Source organism: Kribbella sp. NPDC048915 (genome assembly GCF_040649595.1).
Taxonomy (GTDB): Bacteria; Actinomycetota; Actinomycetes; order Propionibacteriales; family Kribbellaceae; genus Kribbella.
Genome location: NZ_JBEZFT010000004.1, coordinates 134,247 through 148,995, shown reverse-complemented (window position 1 = coordinate 148,995; position 14,749 = coordinate 134,247). Strand labels below are relative to the sequence as shown.

Sequence of the window (14,749 nt, the reverse complement as noted above, 5' to 3'; positions counted from 1 at the left end):
CGGCACGTAGGCTGGGGTCGTGACGGCGATCCAGGAAGCAGCGCGGACGGGGCTCGCGGACCGGTACGGCCGGGTCGCGACGGACCTGCGGGTGTCTCTGACCGACCGGTGCAACCTGCGCTGCACGTACTGCATGCCGGAGGAAGGCCTGGACTGGCTGGCGAAGCCGGAGCTGCTCACCGACGACGAGATCGTCCGCCTGGTGTCGATCGCGGTCACCCAGCTGGGCGTGCACGAGATCCGCTTCACCGGCGGTGAGCCGCTGCTGCGCCGCGGCCTGGTGGACATCGTCGGCCGGACGACGGCGCTCACCCCGCGCCCCGAGGTGTCGCTGACCACCAACGGGATCGGACTGGCCCGGCAGGCGGTGGCGCTGAAGGAGGCCGGGCTGGATCGCGTGAATGTGAGCCTCGACACCATCGATGCGGAGAAGTTCCGGACGCTGACCCGGCGTGACCGCCTGAAGGACGTGATCGCCGGGCTGGAGGCCGCGCACGACGCCGGCCTGACGCCGGTCAAGGTGAATGCGGTCCTCATGCGCGGCCTGAACGACACGGATGCGCCGCAGCTGCTGCGTTTCTGCCTCGACCGCGGGTACGAACTGCGATTCATCGAGCAGATGCCGCTGGACGCGCAGCACGGCTGGGACCGGAGCACGATGATCACCGCGGACGAGATCCTCGGCATGCTCGGCGAAGAGTTCGAGCTGATCCCGGAAGACGCCTCGCGCCGCGGCAGCGCACCGGCCGAGTCGTTCCTGGTGGACGGCGGGCCGCAGAAGGTCGGCATCATCGCGTCGGTGACCCGCCCGTTCTGCGGAGACTGCGACCGGGTCCGGCTGACCGCCGACGGCCAGGTCCGGGACTGCCTGTTCGCGCGCACCGAGTCCGACCTGCGGACGGCGCTGCGGGCCGGTGCCGACGACGCCGAGCTGGCCGACCGCTGGCGGCGCGCGATGCGCGGCAAACTGCCGGGTCACGGCATCAACGACCCGAGCTTCCTGCAGCCGGTCCGCCCGATGTCCGCGATCGGTGGCTGAGCGCCAAACTGCTCAATCAGTCCGGCCCAATCCGGAAATATGCTTTTTCGGAGTTGAGCGACGGTCAACTCCGCCACGCCGCATTCAGCCGGTGAATGGATCGACTTCGCGCAGGAATGACCGGCGCTCGAGGAAGTCGGACAAGCTGCCCTTGTGTTCGTCACAGGCCAGCCAGGTCTTGCGCCGGTCCGGCGTGTGGATCTTCGGGTTGTTCCAGCGCAGCGCCCAGGCGGCAGCCGCGCCGCAGCCGCGCGCGGAGCAGACGGCCGGTTCGGCGGGTTCAGTCATCCGCGGGCGCCATTCCTGTGCATTCCTGATCTCTCAATAATCAAAGGCTGGGGACAAAATGAAGCGACGTCGGACAGCCACGGGGGGAGCCGTCCGACGCCGCATCAAGTCCCTGAATTCCACTCGTGAACTTCAGAGCACGCGGGAGATTCTGACATGGATGCGTCCAAGTTTTCCAGTCCCGATCAAGATCACTTTTCGGTGTCGGCCGATGGGCCGGTCGAAGGGTCGGCTCGGGGGGCGGTTCCCGGACTGTCCGCAGGTGCGGCCGGCGGGGTGGTGTCGTCGGTCGGGACGACGATCGTCGGGCGCTCGCCGATCGCGGTGCGCGGGGGTGCCAGGTACGGATCGGCGGCCGGTTGGGTCGCGGACCGATGGGCGTTCGCCAGGACGACGGCGAAGTACGGCAGCGCGATCGCGCCGACCACGAACAGCCAGCGCCACGGCGACGGGGTGATCACCGCCAGGATGAAGCAGACGATCCGGATCGACATCATCCACGCGTAGCGGACGATCCGGCTGTCGAGGTCTTCGGACCGGCCGGGCTGCGCACTGGTCACCGAAATGACCGTGGCGCCGCTCCGCTCACCGCGTTTCGACATCTATCCTCCTCACCAGGAACAACGGTACGCCGCGCCGTCGGCGGAACGGAGGCCGGGCGCAGCCAGGCAAGGGAGAGATACGTCATGACGGATCGCACCTACCGAGTGACCGAGATCGTCGGTACCTCCAAGGAAGGCCTGAACCAGGCCATCACGAACGGCCTCGCCCGGGCCGCCGAGACCCTGCGGCACCTTGACTGGTTCGAGGTCACCGAGATCCGCGGGCACCTCGTCGACAACCAGATCGACCACTACCAGGTAGGCATGAAGGTCGGCTTCCGCCTCGAAGACTCCTGAGCCGCCCACCCCGTCCCACACGCCGCCCCGCCCCTACCCGCGCGGCGTCGGCTCGCCGAGCCGACCCAACCACGAACGGATAGCCGGCTCTCGTGACCGGTCCATGGGTGGGTCCGGGTGGCCGAGTCGGCGCCCGCGCTGGCCGACCGCGCTGTACGCCCGCGCGCGTTCCCGCACGGTGGGTTTACCCATCGTGTTGTGGGTTCCTGACCCGTGTGAAGGGTGCGGAACCCACAACACCGTGGGTGAACCCACCGTGCGGCGGAGATCCGGAAACTCCTACGACCACATCGCACCACCACGCCGTCTCGCCGTCTCGCCGTCTCGCCGTCTCGCCGTCACGCCGTCACGCCGTCACGCCGTCACGCCGTCACACCGCACCATCACCGCGTGCCGACACCGACCAGATCACCGCGTGCCGACACCGACCAGATCACCGCTGACCAGATCAACGCAGGCTGATCGGCGGCACGGCGTACGAGTGGATAACCCCGCGAGCTGGGTGTCCTGCACCGGTATACCGGCGAAGAACCCCCGACTCGCGCGGATATCGGCTCGTGCGAGGTTGGCTGCGCCGGTCGTCGTGCGGGCTGAAGACGGAGGCTCGAACAGGTTGTGGTGGGTGTGGACTGGTTATTGCTTGTGCAAGGTCCCGGCACGGGGTGCACGGTCCCGGTTGGGGGTTCGCGGAAGGCGCGGACGAGGGAGGCGCGGGCCGAAGGCGGGCGCCGCGCCCGGACGAAGGCGTGGGTGAGGCTGGGATGAAAGCAGGGCGGGGTGTGGGGAAGGCGGGGTGGGGCGTGGCGGGGTGTGGAGAAGGCGGGGTGGGGCGTGGCGGGGTGTGGGGAAGGCGGGGGTGGGGCCTGGCGGGGTGTGGGGTGGTTCTGGGATAGCGTTCCTCCGTCCGGCGATGTGAGGAGGGCTTGTGGGTAGGTCTGTGTTGGTGACCGGCGGTAGCCGGGGAATCGGTCTGGCGATCGCGCACGCGTTCAAGGAGGCCGGCGACCAGGTCGCGGTGACCTACAACACCAGTCCGCCGCCGGAGGGTTTCCTCGGCGTCAAGTGCGACATCACCGACCAGGAGCAGGTGGACGCCGCGTTCGACGCGATCGCCGAGCAGCAGGGGCCGGTCGAGGTGCTGGTGGCCAACGCGGGCATCACCCGGGACACGCTGCTGCTGCGGATGTCGGACGACGACTGGGACACGGTCCTGCAGACCAACCTGACCGGATCGTTCCGGGTCGCCCGCCGCGCGGCCAAGGGTATGTTGCGGCTGCGCAAGGGGCGGATCGTGTTCATCTCGTCCGTGGTCGGCCTGCTCGGCTCGCCCGGTCAGGTGAACTACGCGGCCAGCAAGTCCGGCCTGATCGGGATGGCCCGCTCGATCGCCCGCGAGTTGGGCAGCCGTGGCATCACCGCGAACGTGGTGGCGCCGGGCTTCGTCGAGACCGACATGACCGCGGTGCTGCCGGAGGAGACCCAGAAGCAGTACCTGAGCCAGATCCCGCTCGGCCGCTTCGGGCTGACCGAGGAGATCGCGAACGCGGTCCGTTGGCTGTCGTCGGACGAGGCCGGCTACATCACCGGCGCGGTGATCCCGGTCGACGGCGGCATCGGCATGGGCAACTGAGCCCGCACCACCCCACCATTTCCAGACTCCTCTGGAAACAGAACGTCTAGAAAGGGCATGCCGATGGGCATCCTCGACGGCAAGCGGATCCTGGTCGCCGGAGTCACCCTGGACTCCTCGATCGGGTTCGCCACGGCCAAGGTGGCGCAGGAGCAGGGCGCCACCGTGCTGATCTCGAACTTCGGCCGCGCGCTGAGCATCACCAAGCGGATCGCGAAACGCCTTCCGCAGGAGCCGCCGGTGCTCGAGCTGGACGTGACCGACGCCGAGCATCTGGCCGCGCTGCCGGACGCGGTCCGCGAGCACGTGGACGGTCTGGACGGTGTCGTGCACTCGATCGCGTACGGCAACCCGGAGACGATCCTCGGCGGCAAGTTCCTGGACGGACCGTGGGACGACGTGGCGCAGGCCGTGCACGTGTCGGCGTACAGCCTGAAGGCGCTCGCCGTGACCTGTGCGCCGCTGATGAGCCGTGGCGGCAGCATCGTGGGGATGACCTTCGATGCCACTGTCGCCTGGCCCGGGTACGACTGGATGGGTGTCGCCAAGGCTGCGCTCGAGTCCACGAACCGGTACCTGGCGCGTGACCTCGGCGCGCAGGGGATCCGCTGCAACCTGGTTTCGGCCGGTCCGCTCAAGACGCTGGCGGCGAAGGCGATTCCGGGCTTCGAGAAGTTCGAGGAGCCGTGGCTGGACCGTGCCCCGCTGGGCTGGGACCCGTCCGACCTGGAGCCCACCGGGCGGACGATCGTCGCCCTGCTCAGTGACTTCTTCCCCGCGACCACCGGCGAGATCGTGCACGTCGACGGCGGCTACCACGCGATGGGAGCCTAGTGGCCACATCGCTGGTTGAGCTTCGCGTTCTGGACGGAGCCAACCTCTACTTCAGTCGAGCGGCGGTCAAGCTGACCCTGGACGTGTCGGCGCTCGCGGACGCGCCGGCTCCCGCCGCAAAGGCGTACGCGCAGGCCATCGGCCTCGGGGCGACGCGTCCGGGCCGGATCGGCTCGGGTTTCCGGCAGCGGTTCGCGATCCGGGTGGTCGGGCGCATCGTCCGCCGGATCGCCCGCGAGGCGGGGATCGGCCGGCTCGGCGTCCGGGTCCGCCCGGAGGCCGATGTACGGCGGCTCGTGGTCGCGTTCCCGTGGGCACACGAGGGCCGGGCGCGGGCGCTCGGTGCCGCGATCGTCGAGGTGCTGGACGCTTTCGGGGCGGACGACCTGACCGAGCTGCTCTCGCGTGCCGGTGAGCGGGTCCGCGACGAGCCGCCGGGCAACCCGCCGCCGACGCTGCGGCCGAAGGTCCCGGTCGTCGCGGTGACCGGCACGAACGGCAAGACCACCACGTCGCGGATGATCGCGCACATCGGCCGCGCCGCCGGGCTGCACGTCGGCTGGTCGAGCACCGACGGCGTGTACTTCGACGGCGAACTGGTCAAGTACGGCGACTTCTCCGGGCCGAGCGGTGCGGGCCAGGTGCTGTCCCAGCCGGGGATCCAGCTCGCGGTCACCGAGACCGCCCGTGGCGGGATCCTGCGCCGCGGCATCGGCGTGGCGTACAACGACGTCTCGGTGGTCACCAACGTGACCGCGGACCACCTCGGGCTGGGCGGAATCGACACCGTCGACCAGCTCGCCGAGGTGAAGGCGGTGATCACGCACATCACCCGTCCGCGCGGCTGGTGCGTGGTCAACGGCGACGACCCGCGGACGTTCGCGATGCGGCTCGGATCGCCGGCCAAGTGCTGGGTGTTCTCCCGCGATCCCGACTCGCCGTCGATCCGGACCGTGCTGGAGGAGGGCGGCCGGGCGACGACCGTGCTGGACGGGTTCGTCACGGTGCTGGACAACGCCCGCGACCCGGAGCCGCTGCTCAAGGTCGTCGACGTACCGATGACGCTGTCCGGGCTGTCGCACTACAACGTCGAGAACACGCTGGCCGCGGCGTCCGCGGCGCTCGGTCTCGGGCTGCCGCGGGCAGCGGTGATCGAGGGCCTCAGTACGTTCGCGCCGAACGAGAACAACCCCGGCCGGATGAACATGTACTCACTGCCCGGCGACGTCACGGTGATCATCGATCTCGCGCACAACGAGGCCGGGCTGGAAGCGCTGCTCGAGATCATGAACGGCGTCCGCCCGCCGGAGGGGCGGCTGCTGCTCGCGCTTGGATCGCCCGGGGATCGCGCCGACGACATGGTCGCGGCGCTCGGTGCGATGGGCGCGCGGGCGACCGACCGGGTGGCGATCGGGCACAAGGACGAGTACCTGCGCGGCCGGCCGCCCGAGGAGCTCGACGCGGTGTTCCGTGCGGGCGCGGCGTCTGTCGGCGTGGACGACGTACCGTCGTTCCCGACCGAGTTGGAGGCAGCGCAGGCACTGGTCGCCGAGGCCCGTCCGGGCGATGTCGTCGCGGTGATGAGTCTGCAGGACCGGGCGCGTCTTGACGCCTGGTTGCGGTCCGAGGGAGCTACTGTCGACACACCGGAGATCTTGAAGAGCAAGGTCGAAAGAGCCCAGCACTAAGCCCCGGCGCCGCCGCCCGTCGGCCCGGCCGGGGTGGAACGGGGTTTGTGATGCGCTACCTCTGGTCGGTTCCGGCCGCGGTGGTCGCCTGGTTCGTGGGCGGCTTCTCCGCGACATACCTGAAAGGTCTGCCGGAGGGTACGACGTCGTTCGTGCCGCCGCGGATCGACCTGCTGGTGCTCGGCGGCGTGGCCGGCGGGGTCCTGGCCGGGCTGCTGATCGGCCGGGCGCGGATCGCCGTACCGGTGCTGCTGGTCGTTGCCGCGGGCATGTGGTGGCTGACCGGGAACTCCTTCGCCGAGCGGGATCTGCTGATCACGCTGCTGGTGGCGAGCGCGCTCGGCGGGATGTTCGGTGCCTGGGGCAGCAGAAGTTCGGTGGTCGCCGCATTCGCGCTGGCGCTGCCGGTCGCGTGGAGCGCGCTGCGGCCGGCCGAGCAACTCGCCGAGTGGAGCTGGCTGTGGCAGCTGAACGGCCTGCTGGTCGGCGCCGGGCTGGCCGTTCTGCTTTACATCGCCTGCTGGAAGCGTGGCTGGCGCTCGGTGGCGTACTGGGTCCCGCTGACCGCTTGGTACCTGGTGTGCTTCGGCATCGTGGCCTCGGTCCGGCTGATCACCCGATCGGCCGGCAAACCGCTGGACGCGATCGGCGACGCGTCGACCGAGGCGTTCTTCCAGTCGTTCGAGCCACTGCTGCGGGAGTACTGGCCGTGGATGGTGGTCGGCGTGCTGTTGGCGATCCCCATGGTCGCCCTGAAACTTCGCGCGCTCCCGCCGCCGCCACCGCCCTTGGACCCGTACGCCGAACGCTCGAACGACGCGATCCTCTCCGACGACCTGGACTGGATCGACCGCGACGAACCCCGCCGCCGCCTGCTCCCGAAGCGCCAGCCGGCGTCCTGATCAGCTGAGCAGCTGCTCGGCCAGCCAGCCGCCCGGACCGAAGCCGGGTGGGAGGGCGAAGACCGCGGACCCGATGGTGGTGGTCCAGGTGTTGAGGGCGTCGACGGCGTTCAGCCGGGCCAGGATCGGGAGGAATTGGCCGGCGATGTCGGCCTGGTGGCTGAGGAAGATCAGACCGGACTCGCGGGTCGTGCCGGTGTCGTGGAGGTAGTTGAGGCCCTTGCGGAAGATGCGGCGACCGTCGTTCTCGGAGGGGTGCGCGAGCCGGGCGTGGGCGTTCTCGGGGATGACGAGCCGGCCGTCGGCGGCGCGCGCCTCGAGGTCGAGGTCGTCGTGTTCGGCGGTGCCGGTCAGTGGAGCACCGGTGTCGAGCCTGCGGCCGATCACACGCTCTTTCGCGGCCTCAGGCAGCTCGTCCCAGGCGTCCAGGTTCATCCGGATCCGCCGGACGACCAGCGTCGTACCGCCGGTGAACCGGCCCTCGGTCGACCAGACCGTCTCGTCGAACTCCGGCGTACCGAAGGCGGGGTTGCCGGTGCCGTCGACCTGGCCGAGGAGGTTGCGGCCGGTGACCGGTTCGCCGTTCGGGCCGGTGCCGTCCCAGAAGCCGGTCTGGCGCCACACCGGCGTCGCGTACGGTCCCGCACCGGCGATCAGGCGGCGTACGGCGTTCACCACGCTCAGCGTGTCGTCGGCGCCGACCATGACGAGCAGGTCACCGCCCGACCAGGCCGCTTGCAGACGGTCGTGCGAGAGAACCGGGAGATCGTCGAGCCCGCGCGGTCGCTGCCCGGTCAGCTCGAAGGCGCGCAGGCCGAACCCGACGGTCACCGTCAACCGTCGACCCGCCTCGGTGAGCGCGACGATCTCGCTCGTCCACAAGCGCATCAGTCGCCCCAGCCCAGCCCGATCCGTGCTCAGCTTCAACGCCACCAGCTCGGCGGCGGCAGGAGCCGCCATTGCGATCCCGGGCTGATGCTCGCCGTACGGCGAGATCGTCCGGGCGGCAGGCTGTGCCGGGGAATCGTCGCCCAAGGCAACAACGCCGGTACCCGCCACGACCGCACCCGCCGCGGCGGCTCCCGCGAGCCCGACGACCTGTCGCCGCGACGGCCGGCTACGCAAGTTCCCGGGTGGGGTCTTCGGCCGTCTCCTCGTCGGGCTGGATGTAGTCCGGGTCGCCGCCTTCCTCACCCGGGCGGGCACCGGCCTGCGCCAGGTGCGACACCGATTCGAGCTCGGCCAGTACGGTCTGGTGCTGGTCGACGCAGAGGACGACGAGATCACCCGGGTTCGACCGTTGCAGCGCGAACCTGACCGCTTCGAGCTCGTCGAGGACGACGTCCACCCGCCGGCACCGCGCACCGCTGTCCATCGCGGCCCGAACACCGGCCGTCACCAGCTCCGCGGACTCGCCGCGCTTGCGTCCTCGCAGCCGGGCGTCCTCGCGGACGACGACCACGTCGAAGTGCTGCGCCGCGACCTCACCCAGCTCGCGGATGTCGTCGTCGCGCCGGTCGCCCGCCGTCGCGACCACACCGATCCGCGACGGCCGCCCGACCTCGGACGACGCGCTCAGGCTCTCGCCGATCCGGTCGACGAAGTCGCCGAGCATCCGCATCGCGGGCGCGTTGTGGCAGTAGTCGACGATCACGCTGCGTCCGTCGACGTCGATCTCGTTCAGCCGGCCGGGGGAGAGGTAGTACGACGTGTTGAACGTGCGCAGGCCCTGCCGGATGTCGTGCAGCGACGCACCGGCCGCGAAGGCCGCCGCGGCGGCCGCCATCGCGTTCTGCACGTTCATCATCGCCCGCCCGCCGAACGTTGCCGGCAGCAAATGGGTCCAAGCGAGCTGCATCGACCGGCGGCCGTGCTTCACCACGATCATGTCGCCGAGATCCGAGCGCTCCAGCACCACGGCCCGCCCGCCGCGCCGGCAGTGGCCCTCGATGTAGTCACGGATCTCGCTGCCCTGCTCGGCCATGCTGAACCACACCACCTGGCCCGAGCACTTGCGGCGCATCTTGCGCACCAGCGGGTCGTCGGCGTTCAGGACGGCGTACCCGGTCCGCGGTACCGCCTCGACCAGCACCGCCTTCACGTCGGCGAGCTGCTCGAGCGTCTCGATCCCGCGCAGACCGAGGTGATCGGGCTGTACGTTGAGGACGACGGCCACGTCGTTGCGCTCGTAGCCGAGGCCTTCGCGGAGGATTCCGCCGCGGGCCACCTCGAACACCGCGAAGTCGACCCGCGGGTTCTGCAGCACCATCCGCGCGGACTTCGGTCCGGACGCGTCCTGCCGGATCACCAGCCGCTCGTCGATCACGATGCCGTCGGTCGACGTCATCCCGACCTTGCGGCCGAGCCCCTTGAAGACGTGGCTGATCATCCGCGCGGTGGTGGTCTTGCCGTTCGTCCCGGTGACCGCGACGATCGGGATCCGGCTGGTCGCGCCGGGCGGGAACAGCATGTCCACCACGGGTTTCGCGATGTACTGCGGCTCGCCGATCGTCGGGTTGGTGTGCATCCGGAACCCGGGCGCCGCGTTCACCTCGCAGATCGCGCCGCCGGTCTCGCGCACCGGCTGGGTGATGTCCGGGCAGATGAAGTCGATCCCGGCGATGTCCAGCCCGATCATCCGGGCCGCCTCCTCGGCGATCTCGACGTTCTCCGGGTGCGCCTCCCAGGTCCGGTCGATCGAGATGCCGCCGGTGGACATGTTGCCGGTGAGCGTCAGCTTCACCATCACGTCCTCGGGCGGTACGTCGTCCAGCTCGAAACCCTGATCACGGACGAGTTGCCGGGCAGCGTTGTTGATCGTGATCCGGGTGAGGATCTTCTCGTGGCCGACACCGCGGCGCGGGTCGGCGTTGGTGATGTCGACGAGCTCGGCCACGGTGTGGATCCCGTCACCGACCACATGCGCCGGGACGCGCTCCGCGATCGCCTCCATCCGCCCGTTGATGATCAGGCAGCGGTAGTCCTTGCCGGTGACGAAGTTCTCCACGATCACCCAGCCGCGCCGGGACTGCTCGGCCGCGATCGGGAACGCCTCCCGGAGCGCGTCCGCGTCCGCCAGGTTCAGGCAGACACCGCGGCCGTGGTTGCCGTCCAGCGGCTTGCACACGACCGGGTACCCGATCTTGTGCGCGACCGCGAGCGCGTCCTCGACGGTCCGGACCGACTCCGACCGCGGCACCGGCAGGCCGGCGGACGCGAGCAGCCGCGTGGTCAGGTCCTTGTCGCCGGCGATGTCGACCGCGATCGACCCGGTCTCGGACGTCATCGTGGCCCGGATCCGCTTCGCGTGCACGCCCTGCCCGAGCTGGACCAGGCTCGCCTTGTTGAGCCGGATCCACGGGATGTCCCGGGACACCGCCTCGTCGACGATCGCCTGGGTCGACGGGCCGAACGCGGTCCGCTCGGCCTGCTTGATGAACTTCTCCAGTTCGACGGTGAAGTCGAACGCCGGATCCGGATGGACGAGATTGTTCACGATCCGTACGGCGAGTTCGCCGGCCGCGAGGCCGACCGCTTCGTCGGCGTACGCGTAGGTGATGTTGTAGATGCCGGGGGAGCCCTTCACCTGCCGGGTCTTGCCGCGGCGCATGTCGTGGCCGGCCTCCTGCTGCAGTTGCAGGGCGACGTGTTCGGCGATGTGGCCGAGCCAGGTGCCCTCGTACAGCCGCTCGAGGAACCCGCCCTTGCGGCCGCGGGAGCAGTGGTGCTGGTCGAGACGGGGCAGATGCTCGAGCAGCCGCTCGGTGAAGCCGGGGATCGTGTTCGACGGGAAGTTCTCCAGCGAGCCGAGGTCCACGACCAGATGGATCGCGGGGTCGTAGCTCCAGACGTTCGGGCCGCGGTAGACGCGGGTCTCGATGATCTTCAGGTCAGGGGCGGGCGTGCCGTGCGTCTCGCTCATTCGGGGTCACTGTTCCGGTTGCGTGCGGTCGGGGGAGTCGGGGTCGGCGCCGGCCGGGATCGGCTCGGACGCCTCCGGTCTGGACTCCCCGGAGCGCTGCGCGCGGCGGCCCGCGCGCCGCTTCCGCTCGGCGTAGTACGCCGGGGACACCCCTTCCGCGGCGATCTCCTTGGCCAGTTTGCGCAGGTCCGCCTCGGCGGCCGCGCGCTCGGCGTACTCCGCGGCGGCCGGCTGCGGGCCGTACGACAGCAGCACGCGGTTCTGCAGGTCGAACGTCGCGGTGGCCGGCAGCACGTGCAGGATGACGCCGGACGCGAGCAGCGGCTCGGACCGCTTCGCGTTGTGGGCGTTCGACTGGATCCGGGTGCCGTCGAAGATCGTCACCGCGCCGCGGCCGACGACCTCCAGGTGGGTCCCGCGGACCACCGCCGCGGTGTCCTCGTCGACGCCGATCCCGAGCAGGCCGGGGGACTGCGCGACCAGTGAGAGCAGCCGGCCGTACCGGTTCCGCTGGGCGAAGTGCTGGTCGACGATCGCGCCCTGGACCAGGCCGAGACCGCCGGACAGCTGACTCATCCGCTGCCGCGGTGTGGCGCCGGAACGGCCGAACGCGATCATGTGCTCGGCCAGGATGCTGGCGCCGGCCGACGTACCGCCGACGGCCGCCCCGCGCGCGTGCGCGGCGGTGACCGCGCGGCCGAACGCCGTACCGGTGACGACTCCGGCGAGCTTGAGCTGGTTGCCGCCGGTCATGAAGATCCCGGTCGCGTCGTGCAGTGGCGCGATGAACGCCGGGTCGTCGGCGTCCTCCCGGTTCTCCGGGCGGACACCGACCACGCTCTCGGCGCCGAGCGCCGCGAACAGCGCGCGGTACACGTCGACGACGTCGGGCCCGAGCGCGGACGCGGTGGGTACCACCACGATCCGCGCCTTGGGCCCGCCCGCCGCCTCGACGAACTCCTGCAGCACCGTCCGCTTCTTGAGCTTGTCCTCGGCGCCGCCGATGGCGAACAGGGCTCCCGGCCCACCCGGCAGTTCAGGCATAGCCGAAGCTTAGGTGCTAGGTCCTTCAGTGACCGAACGTGAACCAGTTCAGGTTGACGAAGTCGGCCGGCTGGCCGCTGGTGAAGGTGATGTAGACGTCGTGTACGCCGGTCACCGAAGCCATGTTCGCGGGGACGGTCCGCCAGGACTGCCAGCCGCCGGTGTTGGCGATCGCGAAGCTGCCGATCGGTGCGTTGGAGCGGCTGTCGAGGCGTACTTCGACCAGCCCGCTGACCCCGCCCGCGGCGCCGGACGCGACCCGCGCGACGAACTGGGTGGCCGCCGTACTGCCGAAGTTGATCCCGCGGTACAGCGCCCAGTCACCGTTGCCGAGCTGCTTCAGGTTCTGCCCGCCGCCGGTGTCGCTCGTGGTCTCCACGCCCGTCCCGGCCTGTTGCGCGTACGACTCCGCCTCGAGCGTGCTGTACGCCGACGAACCGCCCGGCGGGGGTGTGGTGGGAGGCGTCGTGGGCGGTGTGGTCGGCGGCGTCGTCGTACCGCCCTTCGCCGTCACCGCGACGTAGTCCACCACCATCGGGTGACCGGGAACTGTCGAGGCCCGCGGCGTCGGGCCGTTCAGCGCGTCGGGGAACGCGCCACCGATCGCGACGTTCAGCAGGACGAAGTACCCGGCGTGCGAGGTCATGTTCGTCCAGGTGTCGGCCGGGAACTGGCTCTGGCTCAGCGAGTGGAACTGCTGCCCGTCGACGTACCAGCGCAACTGGTTCGGCGACACCGACGTGTCCCACTCGAACCGGTAGGTGTGGAACCCGGACTGGCACGTCGACCCCGGGCACGCCCGGCTCGCGCCGAGGCCGCTGGTCTCGTTGCACGGGCCGCCGGGGTTCACGCCGCAGTGCAGTACGCCCCAGACCGAGTTGAGGCCGTTGACGTTCTCCATGATGTCGAACTCGCCGATCCCCGGCCAGTTCCAGTAGTTCCCGCGGTACGGCGATCCGAGCGCCCAGAACGCGGGCCAGTACCCGAGGGCGGCATCGCCGGTGACGTTGGGCATCTGCAGTCGGCTCTCGATCGCCAGCACGCCGCCGGCGGGCGGCTTGAAGTCGCCGCGCTGGGTCTCGATCCGGGCCGACGTCCAGTTGCCGGCGCCGTCGCGCAGCGGCGTGATGCGCAGGTTGCCGGCGCCGTCGAGGGAGATGTTGCTAGGGCTGTTCGTGTAGTTCTGGATCTCGCCGGTACCCCAGTTCCCGGGGCCGCCGGGGTAGCCGTGACCGGTGTCGATGATCCAGTTGTTGCCCGACGGCAGGCTGCCGCTGGGTCCGTCGAAATCGTCGCTCCACACCGTCGTCCAGCCGGCGGGCGGCGTTGGCACGCTCGCGTCGGCGCTGACGCCGTACGAGACGGCGCCGATGGTGGCGGCGGCGAGGAGTGGGACGACCAGGGCGAGTGCGAGGGGGCGGATACGCATTTGTCGACCTCCAGGGGCGGTGGTTGAAGCCAATGTGAGCGCTCTCACGGTGCGTGTCAACAGCTCGCAACGCCCTGGTTGCCCCGTGTGGTCTTTTCAGGCGGTCTGTTCAGGCGGTCTGTTCAGGCGGTCCGGTCAGGTGGTGCCGTCAGAGCGCCGTGCGGTACACCGTCGTGCTGCGCCGGACCGACATCCCCAGCCGCTGGTACATGGCCAGCGCCGCGGTTCCGGAGTGTGTCCACAGCGTCAGCGTCTGCTTGCCCCGCCGGCCTGCGCCGAGGGCGGCGTACGTCAACATCGCGCGGGCCAGGCCGCGGCCGCGGACGTCTCGCCGGACGGCGACCTGCTCGACGTACCCGTCGGGGGAGTCGGGCAGGTCGAGGCTGATCACCGCGCCGACGATCTCGTCACCGGCGACCGCGACCGGGGAGAGTTCGGCGTCGAAGCTGGACCGCTCGATACTCGTCCCGGCCCACTCCTCGTACTCGTGCCGCCGCGGCTGCCACTCGTCGAACGCGTCCTGCACGACCTGGTGCACCGCGTGCGCGTCGTCCGGCGCGAACGAGCGCAGCGTGATCCCGTCCGGCAGCACCGGGGCGTCGCCGGTCACGGGTCGTTCGAGCAACCAGTTGGTCGCGAGGACGTCGTACCCGCGGCCGCGAAGCAGCTCCGTACCGGCCTTGTCCGCGTCGTCGACCGTCTGCGCGAGCCAGTCGCTGTCGTGTTCGCGCGCCCGCTGCTCGGCCCAGTCGAGCAACTGGGTGCCGAGGCCGCGACCGACGTACGACGGATGCACGTCGATCTGTGCGCGCCGGCCGCCGTGGACCCACGCCCAGCCCGCCACCTCGCCGCCCGCCGGATCGCTGCCTGCCGTCTCGGCCAGCCGGGTGTCGAGGTCGAGCGTGATCAGCGGCCGTTGCAGATCGGCCGCGACACCCGTCACATCGGTGCTGACCTGACCGTGCCAGTTCCGCTCCGCGGCCGCGATCAGACCGTGGATCGCGGGTGCATCGTCAAGCGTGGCAGGGCGAAACGTGAAGTCCATACGACCGATCCTGCCGCATCGGACCCGGA

The 14,749-nt window shown here is 70.3% G+C and carries 13 protein-coding genes; 6 read left to right on the top strand and 7 right to left on the bottom strand.

The genetic code is table 11. The features are described from left to right. Positions 1–19: 19 nt before the first annotated feature. Positions 20–1,039, top strand: coding sequence for a GTP 3',8-cyclase MoaA (gene moaA / locus AB0B82_RS04005; protein WP_360162206.1), 1,020 nt, complete (start codon positions 20–22; stop codon positions 1,037–1,039). 84 nt (positions 1,040–1,123) lie between these two features. Here moaA and AB0B82_RS04000 read toward each other — a convergent pair whose 3' ends face one another. Together AB0B82_RS04000 and AB0B82_RS03995 are read right to left on the bottom strand one after the other, a co-directional pair. Continuing rightward, on the bottom strand, positions 1,124–1,327 hold the full coding sequence (locus AB0B82_RS04000) for a hypothetical protein (RefSeq protein ID WP_360162204.1): 204 nt from the start codon (positions 1,325–1,327) through the stop codon (positions 1,124–1,126). 191 nt (positions 1,328–1,518) lie between these two features. Beyond that, positions 1,519–1,929: a DUF3099 domain-containing protein gene (locus tag AB0B82_RS03995; protein WP_360162202.1), complete on the bottom strand. Its 411-nt coding sequence runs from the start codon at positions 1,927–1,929 to the stop codon at positions 1,519–1,521. An 84-nt stretch (positions 1,930–2,013) separates the two neighbouring features. Here AB0B82_RS03995 and AB0B82_RS03990 point away from each other — a divergent pair, with 84 nt between their 5' ends. From AB0B82_RS03990 to AB0B82_RS03970, 5 genes are all read left to right on the top strand, one after another. Next, a complete protein-coding gene (locus AB0B82_RS03990) occupies positions 2,014–2,226 on the top strand; it encodes a dodecin (protein ID WP_360162200.1) in 213 nt (70 codons plus the stop codon). 925 nt (positions 2,227–3,151) lie between these two features. Further along, positions 3,152–3,856, top strand: coding sequence for a 3-oxoacyl-[acyl-carrier-protein] reductase (fabG, locus tag AB0B82_RS03985; RefSeq protein WP_360162198.1), 705 nt, complete (start codon positions 3,152–3,154; stop codon positions 3,854–3,856). A 57-nt stretch (positions 3,857–3,913) separates the two neighbouring features. Further along, entirely contained in the window at positions 3,914–4,690 is a 777-nt protein-coding gene (fabI, locus tag AB0B82_RS03980) for an enoyl-ACP reductase FabI (protein WP_360162196.1), read from the top strand. Beyond that, complete coding sequence (locus AB0B82_RS03975; protein WP_360162194.1) at positions 4,690–6,378, top strand: Mur ligase family protein; 1,689 nt, start codon at positions 4,690–4,692, stop codon at positions 6,376–6,378. Before fabI ends, AB0B82_RS03975 begins: the two co-directional genes overlap by 1 nt. Before the next feature lie 50 nt (positions 6,379–6,428). Continuing rightward, a complete protein-coding gene (locus AB0B82_RS03970) occupies positions 6,429–7,280 on the top strand; it encodes a hypothetical protein (protein ID WP_360162192.1) in 852 nt (283 codons plus the stop codon). On the opposite strand, the gene AB0B82_RS03965 is transcribed toward AB0B82_RS03970, so the two are convergent. The 5 genes from AB0B82_RS03965 to AB0B82_RS03945 all read right to left on the bottom strand — a co-directional run bounded on the left by AB0B82_RS03965 (position 7,281) and on the right by AB0B82_RS03945 (position 14,720). Beyond that, positions 7,281–8,339 carry a Dyp-type peroxidase gene (locus AB0B82_RS03965; RefSeq protein WP_360162190.1) on the bottom strand — a complete coding sequence of 353 codons (1,059 nt, stop codon included), beginning with the start codon at positions 8,337–8,339 and terminating at the stop codon, positions 7,281–7,283. It abuts the gene before it with no gap. A gap of 58 nt (positions 8,340–8,397) precedes the next feature. Next, a complete protein-coding gene (cphA, locus tag AB0B82_RS03960) occupies positions 8,398–11,202 on the bottom strand; it encodes a cyanophycin synthetase (protein WP_360162188.1) in 2,805 nt (934 codons plus the stop codon). Positions 11,203–11,208: 6 nt separating this feature from the next. Continuing rightward, positions 11,209–12,246: a cyanophycinase gene (locus AB0B82_RS03955; RefSeq protein WP_360162186.1), complete on the bottom strand. Its 1,038-nt coding sequence runs from the start codon at positions 12,244–12,246 to the stop codon at positions 11,209–11,211. A gap of 25 nt (positions 12,247–12,271) precedes the next feature. Further along, complete coding sequence (locus tag AB0B82_RS03950; RefSeq protein WP_360162184.1) at positions 12,272–13,675, bottom strand: glycoside hydrolase family 16 protein; 1,404 nt, start codon at positions 13,673–13,675, stop codon at positions 12,272–12,274. A gap of 148 nt (positions 13,676–13,823) precedes the next feature. Further along, positions 13,824–14,720, bottom strand: a complete 897-nt coding sequence (locus AB0B82_RS03945) for a GNAT family N-acetyltransferase (protein WP_360162182.1) — start codon at positions 14,718–14,720, stop codon at positions 13,824–13,826. Between the last annotated feature and the right edge of the window lie 29 nt (positions 14,721–14,749).